Source organism: Rickettsia endosymbiont of Gonocerus acuteangulatus (assembly GCF_964026435.1).
In the GTDB taxonomy this organism is placed as follows: Bacteria; Pseudomonadota; Alphaproteobacteria; order Rickettsiales; family Rickettsiaceae; genus Rickettsia.
The window spans coordinates 1,662,040-1,687,933 of record NZ_OZ032147.1 but is presented as its reverse complement, the minus strand read 5'-3'; the positions used below and the strand labels follow the sequence as shown (position 1 = coordinate 1,687,933).

The following is a 25,894-nucleotide window of genomic DNA, read 5'->3' as shown; positions in this document are numbered from 1 at the left end:
ATTATGAAAAATTTTATTTGGATAATATTTTTAGTTTCTGTTCTACTTTCTGGTTGTTCTACTACCCATGACGTTGCGAGTAGAGTGAAACACTCTCAAGATATAGCTAAACAAAATAATTTTCAGCAACAACTTGTAAAAGGTGGTGATTTTATTCTTACGACTTATCAGCGTGTTACTGATCGTAATCAGCCTTTTGTATTTTACATTGAAGGGGACGGGCATCTTGCAGATGGAGGCATTAATTCTGACAACCCTACCCCTGTTAATCCGATGTTGTTAAGACTTGCTACAATCGATAAGCGACCAAACGTTGTTTATATAGCAAGACCTTGTCAAGATACTCCTTTAGAGATGAATGGAAAATGCGTTAATGATTATTGGTTAGATAAAAGAATGAACTATGAAGTAGTAAATTCAATTAATGATGTCATAAATACTATTAATAACGGGCAGAAATTTAGCTTAGTTGGCTTTTCAGGCGGTGGTGGGCTTACTATATTAATTGCTAGCCAAAATAGTAATGTGAAAGATATTATAACGATTGCCGGTAATTTAGATACTGAGAAATTTGACAAACACCATAATTATCGTGGTTATCTAACTAAATCATTAAATCCAATAAATTACGCAAAGCAAATCAGTCATATCCCTCAACTGCATCTCTCAGGAGCAGATGACAAAAGAGTTCCAACTTTCATCACAGAACTTTATATAAAAGCTAGCTCATCTAATTGCGTTAAGTATAAGGTTTTCCCTAATATTACTCATGCAAAAGGCTGGGATACAGTTTGGACTAGTATATTAAATATTCCGCTAAACTGTAATTAATACAATTTTGTGAGATTGCCCATGTGGCTTAATTGTACCTCTGTCACCTCGTGATTTATTCTATAGTACCGGACATTTTTAAAAAAATGTTATATTTTTTTCAGGTATAGGTAACCTTATATGTCAAAACTTACGCTATGAGTAAAAAAGTGATAAATTATTGTAAAAATAATTAAACATGTCAAAGAGGATAAAGTTGCAAGCAATACCAATTAATAGGACAGATTATTGTCAATTTTCAATAGTTAGCCAAAAGAATTATAGTTTAACCTACTACGCTGAACATGCAAAGAAATGTAGTCATGATGTTATTAATAGATTTTTAAGGAATGAAAAATATACACCTTCTTTGTTATGGGAACACATCAAGAATGATGTTATTTTTTCATCTAATGGATATACAATATTTGATGATACGGTTTTAAATAAAAGGAATACGAAGCAAATAGAAATTGCAAGATCGCAGTACAGTGGAGCTACAGGTAGAGTTACTAAAGGTATAGGAGTAGTGAGTCTGGTATATTATAACCCTGATATTAATAAGTTTTGGGTAATAGATTATCGAATTTTTGCACCTGATCATGATGGAGCAACAAAACTAGAACACCTATTAAACATGTTAAATAATGCTGTTTATAGCAAGAAGATTCCTTTTCAAACAGTACTTTTTGACACATGGTATTCTACACACAAAATTATGCAACATGTTGACTCTCTGGGGAAATATTATTATGCCCCTATTAAAGCCAATAGAAACGTTAGTAAAACGCACGATTCTAAACCTTATAAAGCTGTAAAAGAGTTGACATTTTCAGATGAAGAGATCAGGCATGGAGTAGAGATTCATATAAAAGGCTTTGCTAAAAATAAGCATGTTAATTTGTTTAAATTTACTGTTTCTACCAACAGAGTTGAGTATGTTGTTACCAATAACAAAACTCACAAATCTTCTAAAGCTGCACAAGATGAGTGTGGCTTTCGATGGGTAATTGAGAGCATGCACAGAGAAATTAAGCAACTTACTGGGATAGAACGTTGTCAATGCAGGAAACAGCGTATTCAACGTAATCATATTAGTTGGGCATTTTTAGTTTGGGCATTTCTCAAAAGGACTGCAAATACAATCGGTAAAACGGTTTACCAAATAAAGTTAGGGCTTTTAGATGACTATATGCAACAACAGCTGCGTTCTCCATCTTTACGATATTTAGAACCAAACATAGCGTAAGTTTTGATGTTTCAAAATCTCCTACAACTTTCCTAATTTCATTTTTTATCTTAAACCAGTAATGCTCTATAGGATTTAAATCAGGAGAGTAAGTTGGTAAATACAATATGGTACAACCAACGGATTCAATGAACTCTTTAACTTTAGAATTTTTATGAAAATTAATGTTATCCATAATAACGGTTTGCCCAGGTTGTAATTCTGTAATTAATACATCCCTAATATAAGTTTTAAAGACCTCTGTATTACAATTACCTTCAAATATTACAGGAGCAATAAGATTACCATTACAAAGACCAGCTATCATACTTATTCTAAATTTATGTTGATACACCTTTTCTCCATAACACCTTTGTCCTATAATGCTCCATCCATACTCTTTGCAAGCATTATCCTCTATTCCAGATTCATCAAGATATACTAATTTGTCTTTTGTGATGGTTTGTATCTTTGCTATAAATTCATTTCTTAATTTAATATCTCTTTTCGGATGAAAATGAGTTTTGTTTATAGCTATAGCCAAGTTTTCTGATTTGTCTTAAAATAGTTACAGATGCAATATTACCCCATTGCTTTGCTAACTCCTTTGATGTTTTATTCATATTAGCTTTAAAAAATTCTTTAAAAGATTCTGAATCTTTTATCTTATGACTATGTCCTTTCTGATAACCAGTTGCTGCTTCTAAAGTACCTTGCTTATCTTTTAATTTTTTCCATTTATATATAGTATCACGACTTACATTAAATAATTTACTTACCTTACTTATTCGTATCCCTGCTTCTACAGCTTTTATAACTCTTAGTCTTAGTTCTATTGCATATGCTCGTGCCATATCTCTTTACATGCTTGTTAATATTTGCTTACTATAACATGATACTCTCGCTCTGTCAGTACCTTAATGATTTATGCTATATAACGATATTATTTTATCATCAAATCCTTCAATACGTCTTTGACGCTTTGGAATTAATGCAGGTTCAAATGTACTACTTCTATCCCTTGGAACCTCAATCTCTATAACTCCATTATTTGTTACTAGATTCTTTACATTCTTACCATTACGAACATTATCACTATCAGTATGACAATATTTATCATATCCTAAGTGATTATTCATCTCTGACTGCAATGCCTTCTCTACAAGCCGTTTGGTTAATTGCTTTAATAAACCATCCTCTTTAAGTAATGTTGATATATCTGTATCATTATTTATTAATAAATCTATCGCTTGATTTATTGCTTCATTTTGTTTTTGGCGCATATAATTTCTCCTTTTGTTATATTATATTTTTATATAACCTTTGAGAAATTCCCACACTTATTTGGACAGAGCCTAAAAATTTATGAAAATTATTGCGAAGATTCCAGCATGGATGCTTTTATGCTTATTCACGTTATCACCCATAACGGAAACAGTCTATACTTCAGGTCTACCAAGTATCACTGAATATTTTAACACCGATGGTAATACTACCCAAATCACATCTAGCCTATATTATCTAGGTTTTGCTCTTGGTATATTAACGCTTGGCAGATTATCCGATATTTACGGCAGAAGACTGATTGTTTTATTTGGGCTTTGTATTTACGCTATATCTTCCATTATTAGCATTTTTGCACCTAACATAGAAACATTAATGTTAGCCCGTTTTGTGCAGGCTTTCGGCGTAAGTGTTGGTTCAGTGATCGGGCAGGCTATGGCTCGTGATTCTTATCAAGGTTCAGAATTATCATATGTTTATGCTAGCCTATCTCCATGGCTTTTATTTATCCCTTCTTTGGGTTCATCTATGGGGGGGTATATTATAGAATATTCAAGTTGGCATTACACTTTTGTATTCTTCAGTCTTACAGGTACAGTATTATTAATTTTATATTATAAAATTTTACCTGAAACAAATCCTTATATAAATTTTTCGCAAACTAGCAAATATTTTGAGGTTTTAAAAGTAGTTATCAGAGATAAAAGCTTATGGTTATATGCTTTTATTATTGGAGCATTTAACGGCATATATTATGGTTTTTATATAGAAGCCCCTTTTATTTTCATTTATAAAATGAAAGTTGCTCCATCTTTTTATGGTAAATTGGCATTCTTATTATCTTTCGCCGGTATTTTTGGTGGATTTTTAGGAGGATATTTAATAAAAAAACGTCACATACATGATCAAAAAGTGATGATTTTAGGGCTTATTTTTAGTGTAATAGGCTGTAGCTTGCTTGCAATTGATGCTCGAATATTACAGGATAAAGAGGTGAGTCAAAACATAGCGGTTATTATGATATTTGCACCTATGATGCTACACATGGTCGGGCATAATTTACTGATTCCTATGACTCTTCGTTATGCTTTAGAAGATTATGCTAAGGTAACAGGCACAGCAGGTTCTGTATTTGGTGCAATATATTATGTACTAATCGCAGCCGTAACTTTTTTAGTCTCTAAATTACATAGTGATACAATAGGTAATTTTGCTTTATTGTTCTTAGTTTTAAGTATTAGCTCTGCTGCTGCATTTTATTGCATTTGGAATTTATATAAGAAAAAATTGACATGAGCCGCTATATGTCCTACAATAGCGGATGTATACTAAGATAGAACTTCAAAATTGGCATTTAAGTAACGGCTTACGTTCCTCGCTTTATGAACCGATTACTCTTTTTTAAGTTGAGTCAAAGTATACTAATATTTTATTAAAAATGGTTAATATAGCTTAATGCGATAAGGTAGTGACTTATAGTATGAGTTGGATTATACTAAATGAAAAACTTATGGCAAAGGCATATTCATACGATTTAAGAATACGAGTAATAAAAAGTTTAACAGATGGTAAAACAATAAAAGAGACTTCAGAGATATACTTTATTAGTAGGAAGACTATAATAGAGTGGAAAAAATTAAAGAAACAAACTGGGGATGTCAAAGCAAAAAGTGGTTATCATACAGGACATCGTAGAATAATAAGAGACATAGAGGGATTTAAAAAATTTATAGAATTAAATTTTGATAAAACCACCATGGAGCTAGCTAATAACTGGAGTCAAAAAGTATCTGCAAGTACGATATCAAGATTGCTTAATAAATTAGGTTATAGTTATAAAAAAAACTTTTCTTCATCCCAAAAGGGATATTGGTCTAAGGAATGAGTTTATATTGAAACTAAAAACTATAGATAAACAAGATTTAGTATTTATCGATGAGTCTGGGATAGAAGATAATAGCTGTAGAGAACACGGGTGGAGCATTATCGGTCAAAGATGTTATGGTGAGAAAAGGTCTATCAACATAAATCACGGATTAGTATGATTGCTGGGCTGTGTGTCAAAGATATTATTGCCCCAATAATATTTGATGGGACATGTAATAAGGACATTTTTGAAACTTATGTACAAGAGATATTGATCAAGGAATTAAAGGCTGGTCAGATAGTAGTAATGGATAATATTAATTTTCATAAAAGTACAAAAGTGAAAACGTTAATTGAATCTGTTGGTTGCAGTATTTTATTTTTACCAACTTACTCTCCTGACTTAAATTCTATTGAGCATTACTGGTTTAAAATCAAGAATGAAATAAGAAAAACTATTTCTAATTTTGAGCACTTTTTTGATGCTGTTTACTATGCTCTTAAAAAATCACTACCTTATCGCATTAAGCTATAGTTTATGAAATAAAAGAAGATGTATAGCATAAGTCATTAAGGTACTGACAGAGCGAGAGTATCATATTATAGTAAGCAAATATTAACAAGCATGTAAAGAGATATGGCACGAGCATATGCAATAGAACTAAGACTAAGAGTTATAAAAGCTGTAGAAGCAGGGATACGAATAAGTAAGGTAAGTAAATTATTTAATGTAAGTCGTGATACTATATATAAATGGAAAAAATTAAAAGATAAGCAAGGTACTTTAGAAGCAGCAACTGGTTATCAGAAAGGACATAGTCATAAGATAAAAGATTCAGAATCTTTTAAAGAATTTTTTAAAGCTAATATGAATAAAACATCAAAGGAGTTAGCAAAGCAATGGGGTAATATTGCATCTGTAACTATTTTAAGACAAATCAGAAAACTTGGCTATAGCTATAAACAAAACTCATTTTCATCCGAAAAGAGATATTAAATTAAGAAATGAATTTATAGCAAAGATACAAACCATCACAAAAGACAAATTAGTATATCTTGATGAATCTGGAATAGAGGATAATACTTGCAAAGAGTATGGATGGAGCATTATAGGACAAAGGTGTTATGGAGAAAAGGTGTATCAACATAAATTTAGAATAAGTATGATAGCTGGTCTTTGTAATGGTAATCTTATTGCTCCTGTAATATTTGAAGGTAATTGTAATACAGAAGTCTTTAAAACTTATATTAGGGATGTATTAATTACAGAATTACAACCTGGGCAAACCGTTATTATGGATAACATTAATTTTCATAAAAATTCTAAAGTTAAAGAGTTCATTGAATCCGTTGGTTGTACCATATTGTATTTACCAACTTACTCTCCTGATTTAAATCCTATAGAGCATTACTGGTTTAAGATAAAAAATGAAATTAGGAAAGTTGTAGGAGATTTTGAAACATTTTATGATGCTGTTTTTAACACTATTAAATTGTCAGTATCTTAATGATTTATGCTATAGTTATTTTATACCGGACAGGAACTCATTCTGATTTATTTTAAATACAAAGAAAACTAAAGGATAAGCTAGAAACTTATTCTTTAGTTTTATTATCTAGATAAAACCTGTTTTTTAACGCTCTACCTCTGTTGAGATTGTTTAGCGTTTCGTTCTCTTCTGGTTAAAACTTTTTTACTTCTAGTACTAACATTGCTAGCCTATCCTGAATCAGTTCCGCTGTCACTATTACTTCTTTCGCTATCGCTAGATACTTTTGCTGACCGTATTTTATTTAGAGCAGCTATCATAGGATCAGATGTTTCTTTAGTATCCTCTTTATTTTTAGGTATAGGTTTACCATCTTCACCATATTCAATTTTTTTAAGATTAAATCCCCCCTGTATTTGTTTCATTAAATCTGTAGTGTCTACTGCTGGGCGAGGTTGGTTAGTTTCTTTAGCCTTTTGAGGTATTAATGTAGCGGTATTATCACCAACAGGAGGAGGTGGTGGTGGAATATCACCTTTAGGCATAGGTGGAGAGGTGGTGAGTTAGATGCAGTAGTCTCTGCGTTTTTATGCTCGGTAACTTTTGTTTCTGGCATAGGTGGAGGAGGCGGTGTAAAAAGTTTTTCCTCAGTTGATGTTGTAGGTATAGGCGAAGTAGGTACAGCATTATTAGGTGGTACAATAGCAACTGGCTTAGTTTCAGCAGATTGCGAGTGAGAAGAGTTCGCTTGTTCAGTTATATTATTCGTATCTTTTACGTTTATATGCTTTTGAAGCTTTTCTTTTATCGCTTCTAATCTTTTACTATCAGGTAAATTTGAAATTATATTTTCAATATCTTGCTTTTTATTACTTGAAAATGCAAGGACTAAGTAGAACAAAACCTATAAATTTTCTGCCCAAATTTCATTGGGGGTTTTATAACCAAAAATCTTTCTTGGCATGTTATTTAAAATCTCAGCAACATTGTCAAGACCTCTTTGTGTAACGGTAGTAATATCTGTATTTTTAGGTAAAATTCTATGAATCATAGAATTCATTTTTTCCACTAATGCTTTTTGTCTAGGGCGGTATGGATCACAAAAGAAAGTTTGAAACCCAGATAGTCTATAGGCAACATGCCCCACAAACTCTTTGCCATTATCCATAGTAATAGTCTTTCTCACACTATTTGGAAGAGTTTTTATCTTTCTTAAAAAACCATTGGTAACTGTTGTAGCTCTCTTGGAGTTATTCAGCACTAAAATAATCTTTTGACTCTTTTTATCCACCAGTGCACCAATATTCATACTTTGATTACCTTTATGAAATGTAAGATCTGCCTCAAAATTCCCTACTTCTACCTTTTTCGTAGCTATTGCATCACGCTGATGTATTGAGATCCTTTGTGGTATAATGATCCTTTGACGCCTCTTCCCTCTTTCTTGCCTTTTATATCTTTTAGAAGGTAAATAGCTATATAACTTTAATTTAGCTGCTACTGCAGAAGTGTAAACAAATCTATATATACTTTCTGTACTGATACACAAAGCTGTATTTTTGTCTAGTTTTAACTTTCCGGCTATAGCATCCGGCGACCATTTCTTGCGAATCATAGCATTTTTAATATAATCTAACAACATAGGGTTCTTTTCTATTTTTAATAACTCTTGCTGATACATCCTGTTTTCATATTTTTCCTGAGCAACACAAGGCATATACTTATCTTTTACCTTATTTCTTTTTAGCTCCATACTAATAGTGCTTTTAGACCTCGTAAGATGTTGTGCTATCTTATTAATACTGACTCCTAGGTCATACATTCTTTTTATCTCATATCTCTCTTCTCGAGATAAGTGTCTATATTTTCTGTTCATCATTACCTATTTAAAATCTTATTATTTTAAATAGGTTCTGTTCTACTTACTTATAGTATTTTCAATGATCAAGCTCAGTTATCTTTGCCATATAAACCCATTATAATTTAATAAAGCATTATAATGAGTTTAAACCTTGAAATCAAATAAAATTAATATTTTTTAATGCATTAGCAGCATGAATATTAACGTAATTTAAGAGATGATAATCCAATAAGGACAAATATGATAGAGATAATCCAGAATCTTATTACGACTTTTGATTCTGCCCAGCCACTTTTTTCAAAGTGATGATGTAAAGGTGCCATTTTAAATATTCGCTTTCCTTTAGTAGCTTTAAAGTAATATACCTGCATAATCACCGATATTGTTTCAATAACAAATAATCCGCCAACAATGCCTAAAACTATTTCATGTTTAGTAATAACGCTGATAATTCCAAGTACACCGCCAAGGCTTAAGCTGCCAGTATCACCCATAAAAACTTCAGCTGGTTGTGCGTTAAACCATAAAAATCCAAGACAGCTACCTATTATACTTGCACAAAAAATCGTTAATTCTCCAGTATTTGGTAGGTAAGTTAGTTGTAGATAATTTGAGTAAATTAAATTTCCGACTAGGTAGCTTATTAAAGCAAAAGAACCGGCAGTTAAGGCAATAGGAACTGTTGCGAGTCCATCAAGCCCGTCAGTGAGGTTAACAGCATTAGAAGCACCGACTATAACGAATATAGCGAAGAATATATATAAATAACCAAGGTCCATACTTAAACTTTTAAAAAATGGTATGTTAAGCATGTGACTAGGGTTATCAATCGTATATTCTAGTAAAATACATACTATTAAGCTAATAATACCTTGAAGTAAGAGTTTACTTTTTCCTTTTACGCCATAATGATTATTTTTAGTTACTTTTGCATAATCATCAAGAAAACCGATAATACCGAAGCTAATAAAACCAAACAGAGTAATCCAAATATATTTATTGGTTAAATCAGCAAGCAATAAAGTAGAAAAACAGCTGGATAATATAATTATAATACCACCCATAGTAGGAGTGCCGGCTTTTGCTTGATGTGATTCAGGTCCATCTAAACGTATCGGTTGACCATGTTTTTGAAGAGCTTGTAAAAACTTTATTAATCTTGGACCAATAAGAAAACTGAGGCTAAGAGTAACTAGAACGGCAAGCCCGCTACGAAAAGTTATATAATGAAATAAGTTAGCTATATGTGAATTGTGAATATAAGGGAGTAATAGGTTGTATAACATATTTTAGGTTAAAAATAAAAATTTATTGAAAGTGTTATTTGGTTGCTTGACTGGCTTTATTTTATGATTTTGATGTCATTCCCGCGTAGGCGGGAATCCAGTAGCTAAAAATTCTAAACACAATAAATTTTTAAAATTAAAAGCTTAGGTTATCTAGCTTTATGGTGGATTTCCGCTTATGCGGGAATGGCATCAAAGCAGTTTTTTGGTTATAAAACAATACCAGTCAAGTCACGGTAAAACATTAGATTATACTAATTTACTTTAGTGTAATAATCAATAGCCTTATCAAGTTTTACTCCTCTTGATCCTTTTATCAAAATAAGCTCATCATTTTTGAATAAATCATTTGTAGATGTAATTAATTCATCAACGTTTTTAAAATATGCTTTAGTTATTTTTTCAGGTAATGAATCATAAATATATTTAGTATTTGTACCTACCAAAAAAACCTTAGAACAACCTGAATCTAATATATAAGGTACTAGCTCTTTATGAAGCCTTTCTGAATTCTGCCCGAGCTCCAGCATCTCGCCTATTATAGCGGTTTTATTTGTGGCAGGTATTTGCTCTAAATATTCTAAGGCAGCTTTCATTGACGCAGGGCTTGCATTATAATAATCACAAATAATGCGGCTATTTCCTATGTTAATAATTTCGCCTCTACCTTTTGTTAACCGAATATCACCTAAATAGCTTGCAGCTTTATTTAAAGCTTGATTAAGCAAAAAGATGATTAATAATATACCGGCATAATTTTCGGCAAAGTGCTTAGGTATAAAGGGTATAGTAGTATCTATAATCGCATCATATATCTTGTATTTTAAATGAACTTGCTCTCCAGAAACTTCATATAAAATTAATTCAGATGAGGATGATTTACCAAAATTGTGTATATTTTCTATAGATAATTTTTTTAATATAGATAAGATTTTATCATAACAATTAGTGTCAGAATTAATAACGGCAATTCCATTTTTGTCAAAGCTCTCAAAAATTTCGCATTTAGCTTCAGCGATATCTTCAAGTGAGTTAAAAAACTCCAAATGTGCTTCTGAAATATTAGTGATCATAGTGATATTTGGCTTTAATATTTGGACTAACTCCTTTATCTCACCTTTATGGTTCATACCAAGTTCAAAAATAGCAAATTCTGTATCATCGGGCATCGAAGCAAGATTAATAAGTAACCCTAAATTATTATTGAAATTACCTCGGCTAGCAAAAGTTAGTGCCTCATGCTGTAATAGAGTTTTAAAGGCTTCTTTAGTAGAGGTTTTACCAACACTACCAGTTATGGCAATAAATTTGGCTTTTGAATTTTTTCTTTTATACAAAGCCAGCTGCTCTAAGGCTTTAAGGCAATCATCTACTAAGATAATCTTGCTTTGATCAGATATATCTAATTGCTTGCTAACTATTACTGCGGATGCTCCTTGATTAATGGCATCCTGAACATAATCGTGACCATCTTTATTGCCTTGAAGTGCTATAAATAAATCACCTTTTTTAACATCTTTAGAGTTAAATTGTATTTCGTTAGCGATAATAGATTGCGGTATTAATAGCCCTAATGCATCGCTTAAAGTTTTAGAATTCCAAATCATGTATTTTTGTTGTTATGTGTTTTAATTGTATTACTATGTCATTCCCGCGGAGGCGGGAATCCAGCATAAAGCGAGATAACCTACGCTTTTAATTTAAGAAATTTAGCACACTTAGGCTTTTTAGTGACTGGATTCCCGCCTCCGCGGGAATGACATAGATGCCACCTCAGAGTCATCAAACTCTATCTTCTCATCACCTATAATTTGATAATTTTCATGACCTTTGCCGGCAATTAGTAAAATATCATTTTCTTTTAAATTATTTATCCCGTATTTAAGAGCTTCTTTTCTGTCAGCTATTTCTATGTAGTTTGTTGTTACTATCCCGCTAATAATTTCTTGTCTTATAGCCTTTGGGTCTTCATGGCGTGGGTTATCGTCCGTCACAATAACATTATCCGCTATTGAGGCTGCTATTTTTCCCATAATCTTTCTTTTGGTAGTATCACGATTACCGCCACAGCCAAAAATTACACTTAATTTACTAGCTCGTACTTTAATATTTTTTAGCTCAGTTAAAGCTTTTTTAAGAGCATCGGAAGTGTGGGCATAATCAATAAATATATTAGTATCTTCTATTCGCTCCATTCGTCCCTTTACCGATTTAATTTCTGTTAAAGTATCAATAACTTTACTAAAATCAAAACTGGTATAATAAACACTAAGTCCAGCTATTAATAAATTACTAGCCTGAAAGCTACCTATTATTGGAGTATCAAAATCATAATTTTTATTATCAAAGATAAAATTAATATTTTGTCCTTTTAAAGAATTGTTAGTTTTATTTATTTTATAATCACCGTTTGCTCCAACGCATAAATATTTTATTTTATGCTTATCTAAATAGTCTTTAATAAAGTCTATCTCTTTTATATCAGAATTTAATATTGCAATGCCATCTTTTGCTAAATGATCGGTAAATAAATTTAATTTAGCAAGCAAATAATTTTCTTTTGTGTGATGATAGTCAAGGTGATCTTGGCTAAAGCTAGTGAAACATGCAATATTTACCTTTAAATCACCAAGCCTTTGTTGATCTAATCCATGACTTGAAGCTTCAAATGCTAAATAATCTATACCATTTTCAGCTAGCTTATGAGCGATTTTTCGGAAGCTTAAATAGTCAGCTGTAGTTAGCCCGCCTATAGACTCACTAAATTCATCAATGCCAAAAACTTCTACGCCTATTGTGCCTATTGAGGCTGCTTTTTGTCCAAGTAACGAATATATTTGAGCTATGTATGATACTACTGAGCTTTTGCCATTAGTACCGGTTACTGCTATCATGGTTTTAGGTTTTTTAGGGTAGAAGAGTTCTATAGCTTCATATAAAGTTTCTTTAATGTCTTCTACAAAGATTACTTTATTTGTAGTGTTTTTTTTATCATCAGTAATTATTAATACTGCCCCTTGATCTAAAGCATCTGCAATAAAATCATTCCCACCTTTAATGGCAAAAAAAGCATCATTTGCCTTAATAGTTTTAGAATTATTCGATAAACCTTTTACTTTATGTTTTTCAAATAGTTGTGTTAAGGTAGGGGTCATATTATTATGTATATTTTTAAAAGTTTTATGTCATTCCCGCAAAGGTATTGTTGCGTAGATACCAAATCGTCATTGCGAACGAATGAAGTCCTTGTTGCATGGCTCTAATGTCATTCCCGCGGAGGCGGGAATCCAGAAAAAAAAGCATTAATACAGCAAATTTTTAGAATTAAAAGCGTAGGTTATCTCGCTTTATGCTGGATTCCCGCCTACGCGGGAATGACACAGAAAACCATCGCAGGATGACATAAAAAATCTACATTTCTGATAAATTCCATAATAACTGATTCGCCTCTAAAATTATATTCTTACCTACTAATTTCTTGATAAATACTAATTTGTTATCAGGTTTAATTTTTGCGTTAGCAGTATAGATACTGACAAATTTTAGAATCTTATAAGCCATATCAGCGTTTTTATAAAATTTAATTACAAAACCGTTATCGCCTGAATCTAGATTTTCAATGTTCAATTTAAAGCATAATAGTTTTATTTTAACAATATCAAGTAAATTATTAAATTCAGTTGGCAGGCTGCCAAATCTATCTATCATTTCGTCTTTAAATTTTTCTACTTCCAGATCATCGTTTAGATTACCTATTCTTCTATATAAGCCAAGCTTTAGAACTGAATCTGATACATAATTATCAGGAATAAAAACCGATAAACCTAAATTAATAGTTGGGATGAAAGGCTGTTCACCGCTTATCGGCTCATCTTTAAAAATAGCTATCTGTTCTTCCAGCATTTCTTGATAAAGCTCTGTTCCGACCTCTCTAATTTGTCCTGATTGCTCTTCACCGATTAAGTTACCGAAACCCCGTAAGTCCATATCATGACTTGCGATAGTAAAGCCTGAACCAAGGGCACAGCTATTTTGGATTATCTCTAAGCGTTTTAGGCTATGCGGAGTCATTTTCTTATGACTTGGCAGCGTTAAGTAGGCATAACCTCGCATCTTACCACGCCCGATTCTTCCACGTAACTGATATAGCTGACTAAGCCCCAACATATCGGCTTTATGGATAATCATAGTATTAGCGTCTTGTATATCAATTCCTGACTCTATTATAGTTGTTGAGACTAATATATCGAATTTGCTGGCACAAAATTCGCTCATAATCTCATCAATTTTATTCGGCGACATTTTACCATGTGCGACTTTATAACTTAATTCGGGGACGATTTGCTTTAACTGCTTTTCGATATCCTCTATATCGTTAATTCTCGGAACAACGAAAAAGCTTTTACCGCCCCTAAAATGCTCACGCAGTAGTGCGTCCCTGATAATTACGGGATCAAACGGCATAACGGAAGTGCGGACTTCCAGCCTATTTAGTGGAGGTGTTGCAATAATACTTAACTCTTTTAAGCCGGTCATCGACATTTGTAAGGTGCGAGGTATCGGTGTTGCAGACATTGCAAGCACATGGGTAGAAGATTTTAGCGATTTAAGGAATTCCTTTTGACCAACCCCAAAATGCTGCTCTTCATCTATAATTAATAGTTTAAGATTACAAAATTTAGTAACTTTATGTAATAAAGAATGCGTACCTATTACTATATTTATCTTACCGCTTTCAAGTTCCGATCTAACAATTTTTGCTTCTTTGGAGCTAACAACGCTAGATAACTGCTTGATATTTAAGCCAAAATCTTTAAATCTTTCAGTAAATCTTGCAAAATGTTGGCTGCATAAGATAGTAGTTGGTACGACAACCGCCACTTGTGGTGAATTTTCGTTTAGGGATTTAGCAACCATAAAGGCAGCACGCATTGCTACTTCGGTTTTACCAAAACCAACATCTCCGCATATTAGCCTATCCATTAGCCTGCCATTGCTTAAATCTTCTCTAATATCGTTTATTGCATTTAATTGATCTTCAGTTTCGGTAAAAGGAAATTTAGCACAAAATTTATCATATTCTTCAAGGTCAAATTCAATAGCAGCAGTGGTATTAAGTTTTCTCTTGGCAGCTATTTGCATTAAATGCAAGGCAATTTCCTTAATATGGTTTTTAAGCTTAGCTTTATTTTTTTGCCATGAGACACTGCCTAGCTTATCAAGCTGTGTCACATCACTGCCATATTTCTTTATTACCTCAATATTTTCAACTGGTATATATAGCTTATCATTACCGGCATAGAGAATCTTTAAGAAATCATGAAGCTTGCCTTTAATCTCTAAAGCTTCAAGCTTTAAGAACTGCCCTATACCATGATCCTTATGGACTATCAGCTCTCCCTCGGCTAAATGATCTAGCTCAAGTAAAATATTCTTAAGTTTTTTATTAGTATTTGTAGGGATAACTTTTTCTTCTAATAGTTCGCTAGCTGAAATAAATAAATATTCAGAAGTAGAAAAGCTTTGATTTAAAGGTAATATAGCAATATTTATTGCACCAAGATTTGCTTCTTCTAAATACTTTACTTCATTATAGCTATATTCATAATTTTCGATTATGCTTTTAACTCTTTCAAAGCTACTTAAAACGCTTGAGCCTATAATAATCTTCTTACAAGAATTAGCTTTGATAACTTCAAATAACTTATCGAAAACAGTTTTCTTTTCTACAAAGCTTGCAGCTGCTATATTTTCAACTATGCTAGCCTGCTTGGAATTTTCATAACTAATTAGGATATTATTCTCCTGCTCAAGTAATTCTATAGCTTCAAGAGAGGTAAAGTATAAGGCAGCAGGTGAAAGAGTAGGATAAAAGCTGTGAAATTTAAGCTTATTGGCATCTAGCCTTGCTTTGTAAAAATCGTTATAGCTATGTTCGAATTCTAAAATAGCCAGCTTTGTTAGATTATCAAAAATAATGACCGGATTGTTAAGGTAGTCTGTTAGACCCGAATAGCTATCATAAAATAGAGGTAGTAACTGCTCATAACCTGAGAATTTTCTTTCGCCAGTTATTGCTTTATATAAAGGATTATCAGTATGGTTAACTCCAAAATTACGTAGGTAATTATCTTTAAAATTACTGATTGTCTCAGAATTTAAAACTATCTCATTTGCCGGACTAATAATTAGTTCATTACATGATTTAGTTGAGATTTGCGTATCAATATCAAATTGTTTGATAGACTCGACATAATCCCAGCTAAAATTAATTCTATAACCTTTAGATTCAGATAATATTAAGTCAACAATCTCGCCTCTTACTGCAAATTCTCCAACATCAACAGTGCTTGCATTCCTCGTAAAGCTATTTTCTACCAAAAACTTACTTAGCTCATTTGCACTCAGCTTCATTTTAGGAAATAATTTTAGATAATATTTAGCAAAGAAATCTCTAGGCGGTAATTTATTCAATAAATTCGTTGCGTGAGTAATGACTAATTTATTTCCTTTATTGGTCGTAAGTTTGGTTAATGTTTCGGCTCGCTTAGATAAGATATTGCAATTTGGTGACGTATGGTCATAAGGAATTGTATCATAGCTCGGAAAATAATATATATTTTTGCTTGGTAAAAAAAATAAAGCCTGCTTGTATAATTGCAACGTCTCCTCTTCATTGCTTGTAACTAAAATGAAATCTTGCTTAGAATTCTTTATAAAGCTATCAATTGTGAAGAAAGATTTAGCAGCTTGTGGAAATTTTTGTTGTAACATGTATGATGGAAAATTATATTTTTATTATTTTGCGTAATTGCTCCATTATTTCGGCATCCAAATTAGAAGGAACGGAAGATTTATTAGTAATCCAATTATAAAAATCATTGTCATTTTGATCAAGTATTAAAGCATAGCTTAAAAGTTTTTCTTCCGCCATGAAAGGTAGATAAAGACTAGCAAAATTGCCTAATATATAATCCATTTCTTTGCAGCCACGATTTTTACTACGATAAAAAAGTTTCTTTTGTAAAGAGTTTTTATTTAATTTATTCATGTTATAAAATCTTGCAAAATTTTTTTATGATAATATTATTAAAACTATCAGAGACCAAGAATATTTTAAAAATATTTAAGGTTTTACGAAAGCTATACTATCTTAATAAATTCATCTTCGCATGAATAAAATCCAATAGTTTAAACATTTTTATTATATATAACAGCAATATAAGTAATAGGCAAAATATGTTAGTTCAAAATATCTGTTCTAAAGAAGCTTATAATATGCTGGTTTCGAATAATAATACTTTTCTTGTTGATGTTAGAACAGAAGAAGAATGGAAAAATGTGGGTGTTCCGAGTTTAAGTAATAAAAATAATGTGGTCTTTTTAAGTTGGCAGCTATCACCTTTTATGGAGCTGAATAAAGATTTTGAAGATAAATTTTTATCTATTATTGATGATAAAATGTCTAACATTATATTTTTTTATGCAGATCAGGGCATAGATCATTAATGGCAGCAAATTTTATGGCTAATATAGGTTATAAAAATTGTTATAATATTATTGATGGTTTCGAAGGAAATCTTCAAGATAAAGGCTGGAAACAAAATAACTTACCGTGGCAGTTTTAAGTGAATACTAATCAAATAATTTTAACAAATCAAAATGATAATAGTGTAAATGTCTGGAGTAACGTAACCCAAGACCTTTATAACTATTACGGTGAGGCTTTATATAATAGCTGGTTTAGTAAGGTCAATTTTATAGAATCTACATTAAATACTGTTATTCTTTGTGCCCCTACTAATTTTATTAGAGATTGGATAAAATCTAAATATTCTGCCGTTATATTGCAATTATTTCAGCATTATAATAATGCTATTAAAACAGTAGATATAATTACTAAAGAATTGCCGGCATCTAATCAAGCAACTCTTGAGTTGCCTACTAAAACTTTTGCTGATATTGGTAGTAGTGAGCTTAATTCAGAAAATATTTTCTCAACACTTGATATACGTTTTACTTTTGATAATTTTGTTGTCGGTGCTCCAAATGAACTTGCTTATGCTGCTGCAAGAGCAGTAGCTGAATCCTCAAGTGCAGTTTCCGAATCTAATCCTCTTTTCCTATATGGCGGAGTAGGGCTTGGTAAAACCCATTTAATGCATGCAATTGGTTGGTACATAAAACAGAATAATCCAAGCCGTAAGGTTATATACATGTCGGCAGAGAAATTTATGTACCAATTTGTTAAAGCTTTGCGTAACAAAGAAGTAATGTCTTTTAAAGAGAAATTTCGCTCAGTTGATGTGTTAATGATTGATGATATTCAGTTTATTTGTGGTAAAGATAGTACGCAGGAAGAGTTCTTCCATACGTTCAATACGCTGATTGATAATAACCGTCAGATGGTTATTTCTTGCGATAGGTCACCTTCCGATTTAGACGATATTGAAGACCGAATTAAATCCCGTTTAGGATGGGGTTTAGTGGCAGATGTTCATAGCACTACTTATGAGTTACGTCTTGGTATTTTAGAGTCTAAAATTGAACAGATGAACGTTAAAGTTCCAAAAGATGTAATTGATTTTCTAGCTTCTAAAATTGTTTCAAATGTAAGAGAGCTTGAGGGAGCGTTAAATAAGGTTATTGCCCACTCTAATTTTACTGCAAAAGAAATAACTTTAGAAAATACACAAAATATTTTAAGGGATTTGCTCCGTTCTAATGAAAGGATAATTACAGTTGAAGATATTCAGAAAAAAGTAGCTAATCGTTACAATATTAAATTATCCGATATGTCCTCACCTCGTAGAATGCGTACTATAGCAAGACCACGTCAGATAGCTATGTATTTAAGTAAAATCCTCACCCCTAAAAGTCTAGTCGATATCGGTAAAAAATTCGGTAAAAAAGACCACACAACAGTTATGCACGCCATCAAAAAAGTAGAAGAGCTACTAGAAAGCGACCTAGAACTACGTGAAGAAATTAACCTAATGATGAAAATCTTGCAGAATTAGCTTATGTGTCATTGCGAGGAGAGACAAAGTCTCGACGTGGCAATCTCATGAAGTAATATTAAGACTCCTGAGATTGCTTCGTTGAAACTTGCGGTTTCTTCTCGCAATGACGATTAACAGAGCATCTATAAAAAATCCTTTTAAAATTATCTATTATTGCTATTACATAAATAGTGTGGTACAAGAGCGTATACTCGCTTAATTTGAAAAATTGGCAGCGTCGTCTTTGTAAGACCTCGGGTGCTCACATATTAATACGCTCCGCTCGGAAGGTATAAGTCTCCTTGCTCTTTTCCAAATTGAGCTTCTTCGTCTACTAACTCTTCATTTATTAGGAGTATATAACTATTTTAGGTATATAATTGTGACTATTTACACTAGTAGCCAAGCACGAGCTAAACTATTTAATCTTACAAAACTTACGCTATGTTTGATATAATGCCCATGAATTAAGGGATATTATGAAGTGCTTCACTATAAAACATTGCTGTGTAATAAGAGTTTTTAGCATATTTGCTATAACATAGCGTAAGTTTTGCTTATTGATGAGACTAATGAAACTCATGAGCCTATTTATATAAAAGGAAAACGTAATAATGCAGTAATCATATCAAAGGAAGATTACGAAGGGCTACAGAAAACTTTAGCTATTTATTCTGTACCTGGATTAGTAGAAAGAATTCTTGAATCTAGTAAAGAACCGTTAGAAGACTGCATTACTCATGAAGAATTTTGGAAAAAATAAAATCTTTGCAAATCTTTCCGGAAAATATGTTATTAAAAGAACCATAGAGAATTATGGTTATGGGGAAGGGTGTGCATATTTTTTAGAAATTAATCCTAACGAATTACTAATATAAAGAAGAGCTAATTTTTAATTATTATGGCTGTGATAATCAAATATTTGCAGTAAAAGAATATAAATATATTCTGGAAAATAATAATATCACCAAATATTTTACTACTCCAGAGAATAGCTTGTTTTATTAGTTAGATTTCATCAATAATGTATACTCGAATGATTTGGAGAACTGGAATGTAAAACAAGGGGCGAGCACACACATCTTATACTTAATAGGTGAACACGCAAGTTCCCCGAAGTTTTGCAGAGCCAATTCTTTTCAGAGCAGAAGAGTATAAAGGCTGTAGGTAGGCATTTATGCGGTAAAGACCACTATAATGCTACCTATATATTTCTAAATCCTGATTCTTTTATTCTTAATTATCAAGTCCTAGGACCAGAAAAAAATTATAATATTAATAGTAGTTTTACAAGGATATAAAATTCACTGTTATACCAATTGAGAAAGAAAAGTAATAGCCAATATACTCGTCTCATTTTTACCTCACTTTAAATTAGACGCGGCTAATTTAAAGTATAGTCAAAATTAGTCGGAAGTAAATATTAAACTATAATAGTAGTTTTACAAAGATATAGAGCCTCTATCTTCCCCCATTATCTTATAATATTCTTTTATTGCATCATCTAAACTTGAATCATAAGTTTCTTCATTATGAGTTTTTAAAAGTTTGTTATTAATATTTTCAGTACTAACTATTTTTCTTTTAATAGGAGGTATTGAAAATTTTAATTTATCTCTGGATTGAGAAAATATAGAATTAGAGTTATTGATTTTGGCGGTAATATCTTTTAATACTTCTGTATTTTTAAGCTCTTCTACTGTTTTTACATTTGTGATATATTCAGATGCATCAATATTGTACCATTCTTTTATTTTCGTGCATAAAATTTGTAAAATCTCAGGTAATAATTCCTCTATCTCTTCTTTTAAAGTAAGTTGTTTTTGGTCTAAAAATTTTTTAAATTCTTGTAAGCTCTCAGTAAATTTAATATAAACTTTTTCTACTAAATCTTTTAAATCCGGAGAAAGTTTTTTAAAAGGTTGAGTTTTTATAAGTTTTAAGCTTCGTTCTCCTAAATTATCTATTTTAGGAAGCAAATCGGTTAGTTTACTATTTAATGATTTGAATGTTTCTGTATGATGGAAATTTAGCCCATGAGCTTTTTCTAAAAAAGTTTTGATATAATGTATACTAATATTATTTATATCTTGAAACTGATATAATGTTATTAAATTTTTAGTATCAAAGAATGTAATTAATTTTTCTAGCTTTAAATTATTTAATCTCTTTTGGGTATATTCCCCGCCGCTTGCGGCGTAATATGGCGGAATGAGCAAATATATACATAAAAGTCATAATGTTACGGTACTGCTGTATCACATGGTATTTCCAGCAAAATATCGCCGAGCAGTGTTTGACGTATCAGTTGATCAAGTATTACGAGAAATATGTTTAGAGATAGAAAAGAGATATCAAATAAAATTTTTAGAAATAGGGGTTGATGAAGATCATGTCCATTTTTTGGTACAATCTGTACCAACCTATAGCGTAACAAAAATAGTAACAACAATTAAAAGTGTTACAGCTCGTCAAATATTTAGACAGTGTCCACAGGTAAAGAAACAATTATGGGGTGGAGAATTTTGGACTGATGGATATTTTACGAGTACGGTAGGTAAGCATGGAAATGAGAATATGATAGGAAAATACGTAAAAAACCAAGGCAAGGAATATCAGAAACTGCATGAGGATCATCAGCTAGCTTTCTTCTAAAATACCCCGCTGCTTGCGGCGGGGATTACTTTTATTAATGCTGTTTATAGCAAGAAGATTCCTTTTCAAACAGTACTTTTTGACACATGGTATTCTACACACAAAATTATGCAACATGTTGACTCTCTGGGGAAATATTATTATGCCCCTATTAAAGCCAATAGAAACGTTAGTAAAACACACGATTCTAAACCTTATAAAGCTGTAAAAGAGTTGACATTTTCAGATGAAGAGATCAGGCATGGAGTAGAGATTCATATAAAAGGCTTTGCTAAAAATAAGCATGTTAATTTGTTTAAATTTACTGTTTCTACCAACAGAGTTGAGTATGTTGTTACCAATAACAAAACTCACAAATCTTCTAAAGCTGCACAAGATGAGTGTGGCTTTCGATGGGTAATTGAGAGCATGCACAGAGAAATTAAGCAACTTACTGGGATAGAACGTTGTCAATGCAGGAAACAGCGTCTTCAACGTAATCATATTAGTTGGGCATTTTTAGTTTGGGCATTTCTCAAAAGGACTGCAAATACAATCGGTAAAACGGTTTACCAAATAAAGTTAGGGCTTTTAGATGAATATATGCAACAACAGCTGCGTTCTCCATCTTTACGATATTTAGAACCAAACATAGCGTAAGTTTTGATTAATTTTCATAAAAATTCTAAAGTTAAAGAGTTAATTGAATCCGTTGGTTGTACCATATTGTATTTACCAACTTACTCTCCTGATTTAAATCCTATAGAGCATTACTGGTTTAAGATAAAAAATGAAATTAGGAAAGTTGTAGGAGATTTTGAAACATTTTATGATGCTGTTTTTAATACTATTAAATTGTCAGTATCTTAATGATTTATGCTATATATTATCTAGTATCACTCTTGCTAATACTAATCTTAAAATATTTATCGCTGTTATCGCTTTTACTGCTGTTTATTTACCGCTTGCATTACAATTTTTTTTACCAAGCTTGCTAAAATGGAACAAGATAAGCAGGATTCTTGGTATAATTTATTTGGTATAGTAGCCGATTGCATAACAAATATTTTTACTGTTTTTTCGTTTGCATCAAAAAAGCGTGAATTAAATAAAGTACAAGATTATTACCGCAAAGTGCATAACCCTTTGACGATTAGGTATTTTAAATATGATCTGATTATCTGTATAATATTATCTTTAGTATATTGGGTATATTTGATAGGAATATTTATATATGTAATTTACTTGCGAAATCTAGGTGAAATTAGTATTGGTGACATAGCTTTTATTATGTCGCTAACTTTTTTAGTTGCTGAAAATTCATGGCATACAACTGAAAATTCAAGGACTAAGTAGAACAAAACCTATAAATTTTCTGCCCAAATTTCATTGGGGGTTTTATAACCAAAAATCTTTCTTGGCATGTTATTTAAAATCTCAGCAATATTGTCAAGACCTCTTTGTGTAACGGTTGTAATATCTGTATTTTTAGGTAAAATTCTATGAATCATAGAATTCATTTTCTCCACTAGTGCTTTTTGTCTAGGGCGATATGGATCACAAAAGAAAGTTTGAAACCCAGATAGTCTATAAGCAAGATGCCCTACAAACTCTTTGCCATTATCCATAGTAATAGTCTTTCTAACACTACTTGGCAGCGTTTTGATCTTTTTTAAAAACCCAGTGGTAACTGTTTTAGCTCTTTTGGAGTTATTCAGCACTAAAATAATCTTTTGACTCTTTTTATCCACCAGCACACCGATATTCATACTTTGATTACCTTTATGAAATGTAAGATCTGCCTCAAAATGCCCTACTTCTAGCTTTTGCATTGCTATTGCATCACGCTGATGTATTGAGATCCTTTGTGGTATAATGATCCTTTGATGCCTTGTCCCCCTTTCTTGCCTTTTATATCTTTTAGACGGTAAATAGCTATATAACTTTAATTTAGCTGCAACTGGAGAAGTGTAGACAAATCTATATATACTTTCTGTACTGATACAACAAGCTGTATTTTTGTCCAGTTTTAACTTTCCGGCTATAGCATCCGGTGACCATTTCTTGTGAATCATAGCATTTTTGATATAATTTAACAAAATAGGTAACTTCTCTATTTTTAATAACTCTTGCTGATGCATCCTTTTTTTATATTGTTCCTGAGCAACACAAGGCATATACTTACCTTTTACTTTATTTCTTTTTAGCTCCATACTAATAGTGCTTTTAGACCTCGTAAGATGTTGTGCTATCTTGTTAATACTGACTCCTAGGTCATACATTCTTTTTATTTCATATCTCTCTTCGCGAGATAAGTGTCTATATTTTCTGTTCATCATTACCTATTTAAAATCTTATTATTTTAAATAAGTTTTGTTCTACTTACTTATAGTATTTTCACAACTATGGAGCTTAAAAGCTTTTTGGAGAAAATTGCGGCTTTCCGTTCCGCCTTTACAATTATACAAGCACCGCAAGATACAATAGATAAAGAAAATGCAGCTGAAATAAAAATTTCCAAAGGCGAAATAATATTTAAAGAAATATTTTTTGCCTATAAAGAAGATAGTAATGTATTTAAGTATCTTTTACATATTAAAGCCGGTGAGAAAATTGGTATTGTCGGGCATTCAGGTGGTGGTAAATCTACTTTGGTTGTACTATTATTGAAGAATTTTAAAGCCTCAAGCGGCGATATCATAATCGATAATCAAAGTATTTATGATACCTCATCTGATAGTTTACGATCACAAATATCATTAATCCCTCAAGATATTATGCTGTTCCATTGCTCTATCGGTGAGAATATCGGTTATGCAAAAGAAAATGCTACGCAAGGTGAGATAGAAAATGCTGCAAAAGCTGCAAATATTCATGAGTTTATTGAAAATTTACCGGAGAAATATGAAACAATAGTTGGTGAGAGGGGCGTAAAGCTAAGTGGTGGGCAGAGGCAACGCATAGCTATTGCTATTCTCAAAAATGCTCCGATCTTAATTTTGGATGAAGCAACCTCAAGTCTTGATAGCCATACCGAGTAGGAAATACAGAAATCCATTAACGCAATGCTCGATATTGATAATGTAACTATACTTGCTATAGCTCACAGACTATCCACCATCAAACATATGGATAGAATTATCGTTATGGATAAAGGTAATATTGTTGAAAGCGGTACTTTTACTGAACTGCTTTCCATAGAAAAAGGTAAATTTAAGGAGCTATGGGAGCATTAAATTAATGGCTTTGTTTAATTTACTATATGCCTTAATATTTAACCTTTTGAAAAATAGATGATGACTTTTCTATTATATTTTTGTACAATCTAAGTGATTTAAAATAATATTATAATTTTTAAGTTGTGAATATAAGGCAATATTTAAATTATTTTTAATATATTCAAAATCAGAGTTTTTCTTAATGTCAATATTGAATCTAATATAGAAAGTTAAGCCGTTATTATCTACTTTTGTCAAAAATACATTCGCTTCTTCATTAGGAATTATAAAATCTAATTTGCTCATCGATGTTTTAAGTTTATCCATCAAACTTTCAGGATTTAATTTAGTTTCGCTACTCGGGAATGTTATTTCTAGCTGATATTTTACTATATTATTGTCTAGGGTCCAATTTGTTACATTATTTAAAATAATTTCACTACTAGGAATAAGGATAGAATGATTAGTAGTAGTCTTTAGAATAATACATCTAATGCCTATTGTTTTTACTTTTCCGATTACCCCTTTTATTTCAATTATATCACCCTCTTTAATTGGTTGCTCGATCATTATAATAATTCCGCTAATAAAATTAGTAATTAATGTTTGCGTACCGAACCCTAAACCGAATGCTAATGCTCCACCTAAAATGGCTAAGCTTCCCATAGGGATATTAGCTAGAGACATAGCAATAATTATATATAAAATACGTATTGAATATATAATTAGCTTACTTAAAATGCTTGCACTAGTATTATTTCCTTTCAATCTATGATTTACAAAGTTATTAACAGATCTAGATAAGCGTTCTGAATATTTAACACCAAATAATAAAAGTAGTATGAAAATACAAATATTACTTACTGTGATCTGGTTATTAGCAATAGGAAACAATTCATATTTCCATAAAGCAAGAAATTTTTGAGTAATTAATTCAATCCCCTCTTCAATGTGATACATACTAAATTCCTTTATAATAATTTGTTTTTTAAACGTAATAAGAATAAGTTAATATGTAAATAATATAATAAATTTAAAATATATCAAAAATATAAACTTAACTTAGAAAATCCATTGATTGATAAGTTGCTTTTGAGTAACACATAATTTAATAAAGCTTGAAAGAAAAGTTGCATTTTAGCTTTTACAAAGATTATAATATTAGTTTTAAAAAGTAATATTATGGAATTTAAAATATGGACTTAATTCCTAAAA

At 31.5% G+C, this 25,894-nt stretch carries 24 protein-coding genes and 4 pseudogenes; 15 read left to right on the top strand and 13 right to left on the bottom strand.

The window, feature by feature from the left end:
* Positions 1–3: 3 nt before the first annotated feature.
* Together AAGD55_RS10470 and AAGD55_RS10465 are read left to right on the top strand one after the other, a co-directional pair.
* Positions 4–831 carry an alpha/beta hydrolase gene (locus AAGD55_RS10470; RefSeq protein WP_341792589.1) on the top strand — a complete coding sequence of 276 codons (828 nt, stop codon included), beginning with the start codon at positions 4–6 and terminating at the stop codon, positions 829–831.
* Positions 832–1,009: 178 nt separating this feature from the next.
* A complete protein-coding gene (locus tag AAGD55_RS10465) occupies positions 1,010–2,059 on the top strand; it encodes a transposase (RefSeq protein ID WP_341791423.1) in 1,050 nt (349 codons plus the stop codon).
* On the opposite strand, the pseudogene AAGD55_RS10460 reads toward AAGD55_RS10465, so the two are convergent.
* Positions 2,031–2,892 (bottom strand): annotated as a pseudogene (locus AAGD55_RS10460) (IS630 family transposase); the annotation flags it as partial. The gene AAGD55_RS10465 and the pseudogene AAGD55_RS10460 overlap by 29 nt on opposite strands.
* A gap of 63 nt (positions 2,893–2,955) precedes the next feature.
* Entirely contained in the window at positions 2,956–3,321 is a 366-nt protein-coding gene (locus AAGD55_RS10455; protein WP_341791422.1) for a transposase, read from the bottom strand.
* Positions 3,322–3,403: 82 nt separating this feature from the next.
* Here AAGD55_RS10455 and AAGD55_RS10450 point away from each other — a divergent pair, with 82 nt between their 5' ends.
* From AAGD55_RS10450 to AAGD55_RS10440, 3 genes and pseudogenes are all read left to right on the top strand, one after another.
* A complete protein-coding gene (locus tag AAGD55_RS10450; RefSeq protein ID WP_341791421.1) occupies positions 3,404–4,618 on the top strand; it encodes a Bcr/CflA family efflux MFS transporter in 1,215 nt (404 codons plus the stop codon).
* Positions 4,619–4,832: 214 nt separating this feature from the next.
* Positions 4,833–5,723 (top strand): annotated as a pseudogene (locus AAGD55_RS10445) (IS630 family transposase).
* Between the two features lie 102 nt (positions 5,724–5,825).
* Positions 5,826–6,696 (top strand): IS630 family transposase gene (locus AAGD55_RS10440; protein ID WP_341791420.1). Its coding sequence is split into 2 segments (ribosomal slippage): positions 5,826–6,152 and positions 6,154–6,696, totalling 870 coding nucleotides; the frame shifts between segments, so codons are not numbered across the junction.
* A 212-nt stretch (positions 6,697–6,908) separates the two neighbouring features.
* On the opposite strand, the gene AAGD55_RS10435 is transcribed toward AAGD55_RS10440, so the two are convergent.
* From AAGD55_RS10435 to AAGD55_RS10400, 8 genes are all read right to left on the bottom strand, one after another.
* The gene (locus AAGD55_RS10435; RefSeq protein WP_341791419.1) at positions 6,909–7,223 is read right to left on the bottom strand and encodes a hypothetical protein; all 315 of its coding nucleotides are present in this window, start codon (positions 7,221–7,223) and stop codon (positions 6,909–6,911) included.
* A complete protein-coding gene (locus AAGD55_RS10430) occupies positions 7,163–7,579 on the bottom strand; it encodes a hypothetical protein (protein WP_341791418.1) in 417 nt (138 codons plus the stop codon). Before AAGD55_RS10430 ends, AAGD55_RS10435 begins: the two co-directional genes overlap by 61 nt.
* Positions 7,580–7,582: 3 nt before the next feature.
* Complete coding sequence (locus tag AAGD55_RS10425; RefSeq protein WP_341791293.1) at positions 7,583–8,557, bottom strand: IS30 family transposase; 975 nt, start codon at positions 8,555–8,557, stop codon at positions 7,583–7,585.
* A 182-nt stretch (positions 8,558–8,739) separates the two neighbouring features.
* On the bottom strand, positions 8,740–9,825 hold the full coding sequence (mraY, locus tag AAGD55_RS10420; protein ID WP_341791417.1) for a phospho-N-acetylmuramoyl-pentapeptide-transferase: 1,086 nt from the start codon (positions 9,823–9,825) through the stop codon (positions 8,740–8,742).
* 254 nt (positions 9,826–10,079) lie between these two features.
* On the bottom strand, positions 10,080–11,432 hold the full coding sequence (murF, locus tag AAGD55_RS10415) for a UDP-N-acetylmuramoyl-tripeptide--D-alanyl-D-alanine ligase (protein ID WP_341791416.1): 1,353 nt from the start codon (positions 11,430–11,432) through the stop codon (positions 10,080–10,082).
* A gap of 120 nt (positions 11,433–11,552) precedes the next feature.
* The gene (locus tag AAGD55_RS10410; protein ID WP_341791415.1) at positions 11,553–12,980 is read right to left on the bottom strand and encodes a UDP-N-acetylmuramoyl-L-alanyl-D-glutamate--2,6-diaminopimelate ligase; all 1,428 of its coding nucleotides are present in this window, start codon (positions 12,978–12,980) and stop codon (positions 11,553–11,555) included.
* A 256-nt stretch (positions 12,981–13,236) separates the two neighbouring features.
* A complete protein-coding gene (mfd, locus tag AAGD55_RS10405; protein WP_341791414.1) occupies positions 13,237–16,599 on the bottom strand; it encodes a transcription-repair coupling factor in 3,363 nt (1,120 codons plus the stop codon).
* Positions 16,600–16,612: 13 nt separating this feature from the next.
* Entirely contained in the window at positions 16,613–16,876 is a 264-nt protein-coding gene (locus AAGD55_RS10400) for a succinate dehydrogenase assembly factor 2 (protein WP_341791413.1), read from the bottom strand.
* A gap of 188 nt (positions 16,877–17,064) precedes the next feature.
* Here AAGD55_RS10400 and AAGD55_RS10395 point away from each other — a divergent pair.
* The 4 genes and pseudogenes from AAGD55_RS10395 (at position 17,065) to AAGD55_RS10380 (ending at position 20,128) form a co-directional block, all read left to right on the top strand.
* Positions 17,065–17,453 (top strand): annotated as a pseudogene (locus AAGD55_RS10395) (rhodanese-like domain-containing protein).
* Complete coding sequence (gene dnaA, locus AAGD55_RS10390; protein WP_341791412.1) at positions 17,454–18,845, top strand: chromosomal replication initiator protein DnaA; 1,392 nt, start codon at positions 17,454–17,456, stop codon at positions 18,843–18,845.
* Between the two features lie 535 nt (positions 18,846–19,380).
* Positions 19,381–19,590, top strand: coding sequence for a type II toxin-antitoxin system prevent-host-death family antitoxin (locus AAGD55_RS10385; protein WP_341791411.1), 210 nt, complete (start codon positions 19,381–19,383; stop codon positions 19,588–19,590).
* Positions 19,591–19,948: 358 nt separating this feature from the next.
* Positions 19,949–20,128 carry a DUF6314 family protein gene (locus AAGD55_RS10380; protein WP_341791410.1) on the top strand — a complete coding sequence of 60 codons (180 nt, stop codon included), beginning with the start codon at positions 19,949–19,951 and terminating at the stop codon, positions 20,126–20,128.
* 141 nt (positions 20,129–20,269) lie between these two features.
* Here AAGD55_RS10380 and AAGD55_RS10375 read toward each other — a convergent pair whose 3' ends face one another.
* Positions 20,270–21,046, bottom strand: coding sequence for a hypothetical protein (locus AAGD55_RS10375; RefSeq protein WP_341791409.1), 777 nt, complete (start codon positions 21,044–21,046; stop codon positions 20,270–20,272).
* On the opposite strand from AAGD55_RS10375, the gene tnpA reads away from it, so the two are divergent.
* The 4 genes and pseudogenes from tnpA to AAGD55_RS10355 all read left to right on the top strand — a co-directional run bounded on the left by tnpA (position 21,039) and on the right by AAGD55_RS10355 (position 22,817).
* On the top strand, positions 21,039–21,482 hold the full coding sequence (gene tnpA, locus AAGD55_RS10370) for an IS200/IS605 family transposase (protein ID WP_341790826.1): 444 nt from the start codon (positions 21,039–21,041) through the stop codon (positions 21,480–21,482). The genes AAGD55_RS10375 and tnpA overlap by 8 nt on opposite strands.
* Before the next feature lie 108 nt (positions 21,483–21,590).
* A complete protein-coding gene (locus AAGD55_RS10365; RefSeq protein WP_341791408.1) occupies positions 21,591–22,121 on the top strand; it encodes a transposase in 531 nt (176 codons plus the stop codon).
* Positions 22,122–22,127: 6 nt separating this feature from the next.
* Positions 22,128–22,331: pseudogene (locus tag AAGD55_RS10360) on the top strand (transposase); the annotation flags it as partial.
* Between the two features lie 129 nt (positions 22,332–22,460).
* Positions 22,461–22,817, top strand: coding sequence for an ABC transporter transmembrane domain-containing protein (locus AAGD55_RS10355; RefSeq protein WP_341791407.1), 357 nt, complete (start codon positions 22,461–22,463; stop codon positions 22,815–22,817).
* An 8-nt stretch (positions 22,818–22,825) separates the two neighbouring features.
* Here the strand turns inward: AAGD55_RS10355 and AAGD55_RS10350 are convergent, their stop codons facing one another.
* The gene (locus AAGD55_RS10350) at positions 22,826–23,800 is read right to left on the bottom strand and encodes an IS30 family transposase (protein WP_341791000.1); all 975 of its coding nucleotides are present in this window, start codon (positions 23,798–23,800) and stop codon (positions 22,826–22,828) included.
* 84 nt (positions 23,801–23,884) lie between these two features.
* Between AAGD55_RS10350 and AAGD55_RS10345 the strand changes: the two genes are divergently transcribed.
* Positions 23,885–24,502, top strand: coding sequence for an ATP-binding cassette domain-containing protein (locus AAGD55_RS10345; protein ID WP_341791406.1), 618 nt, complete (start codon positions 23,885–23,887; stop codon positions 24,500–24,502).
* Between the two features lie 24 nt (positions 24,503–24,526).
* A complete protein-coding gene (locus AAGD55_RS10340; protein ID WP_341791405.1) occupies positions 24,527–24,697 on the top strand; it encodes a multidrug ABC transporter permease in 171 nt (56 codons plus the stop codon).
* A 72-nt stretch (positions 24,698–24,769) separates the two neighbouring features.
* Here the strand turns inward: AAGD55_RS10340 and AAGD55_RS10335 are convergent, their stop codons facing one another.
* Positions 24,770–25,639: a mechanosensitive ion channel family protein gene (locus AAGD55_RS10335; protein ID WP_341791404.1), complete on the bottom strand. Its 870-nt coding sequence runs from the start codon at positions 25,637–25,639 to the stop codon at positions 24,770–24,772.
* Positions 25,640–25,894 lie beyond the last annotated feature (255 nt).

What these genes read in the sequence shown, in the direction of transcription:
- tnpA (WP_341790826.1), top strand. Translation starts at nt 21,039, where the DNA reads ATGAGCAAATATATACATAAAAGTCATAATGTTACGGTACTGCTGTAT.
- AAGD55_RS10365 (WP_341791408.1), top strand. Translation starts at nt 21,591, where the DNA reads ATGCAACATGTTGACTCTCTGGGGAAATATTATTATGCCCCTATTAAA.
- AAGD55_RS10450 (WP_341791421.1), top strand. Translation starts at nt 3,404, where the DNA reads ATGAAAATTATTGCGAAGATTCCAGCATGGATGCTTTTATGCTTATTC.
- AAGD55_RS10350 (WP_341791000.1), bottom strand. Translation starts at nt 23,800, where the DNA reads ATGATGAACAGAAAATATAGACACTTATCTCGCGAAGAGAGATATGAA.
- AAGD55_RS10355 (WP_341791407.1), top strand. Translation starts at nt 22,461, where the DNA reads ATGGAACAAGATAAGCAGGATTCTTGGTATAATTTATTTGGTATAGTA.
- AAGD55_RS10470 (WP_341792589.1), top strand. Translation starts at nt 4, where the DNA reads ATGAAAAATTTTATTTGGATAATATTTTTAGTTTCTGTTCTACTTTCT.
- AAGD55_RS10410 (WP_341791415.1), bottom strand. Translation starts at nt 12,980, where the DNA reads ATGACCCCTACCTTAACACAACTATTTGAAAAACATAAAGTAAAAGGT.
- AAGD55_RS10400 (WP_341791413.1), bottom strand. Translation starts at nt 16,876, where the DNA reads ATGAATAAATTAAATAAAAACTCTTTACAAAAGAAACTTTTTTATCGT.
- mfd (WP_341791414.1), bottom strand. Translation starts at nt 16,599, where the DNA reads ATGTTACAACAAAAATTTCCACAAGCTGCTAAATCTTTCTTCACAATT.
- AAGD55_RS10340 (WP_341791405.1), top strand. Translation starts at nt 24,527, where the DNA reads ATGCTCGATATTGATAATGTAACTATACTTGCTATAGCTCACAGACTA.
- mraY (WP_341791417.1), bottom strand. Translation starts at nt 9,825, where the DNA reads ATGTTATACAACCTATTACTCCCTTATATTCACAATTCACATATAGCT.
- AAGD55_RS10425 (WP_341791293.1), bottom strand. Translation starts at nt 8,557, where the DNA reads ATGATGAACAGAAAATATAGACACTTATCTCGAGAAGAGAGATATGAG.
- AAGD55_RS10435 (WP_341791419.1), bottom strand. Translation starts at nt 7,223, where the DNA reads ATGCCTAAAGGTGATATTCCACCACCACCTCCTCCTGTTGGTGATAAT.
- AAGD55_RS10465 (WP_341791423.1), top strand. Translation starts at nt 1,010, where the DNA reads ATGTCAAAGAGGATAAAGTTGCAAGCAATACCAATTAATAGGACAGAT.
- AAGD55_RS10455 (WP_341791422.1), bottom strand. Translation starts at nt 3,321, where the DNA reads ATGCGCCAAAAACAAAATGAAGCAATAAATCAAGCGATAGATTTATTA.
- murF (WP_341791416.1), bottom strand. Translation starts at nt 11,432, where the DNA reads ATGATTTGGAATTCTAAAACTTTAAGCGATGCATTAGGGCTATTAATA.
- AAGD55_RS10335 (WP_341791404.1), bottom strand. Translation starts at nt 25,639, where the DNA reads ATGTATCACATTGAAGAGGGGATTGAATTAATTACTCAAAAATTTCTT.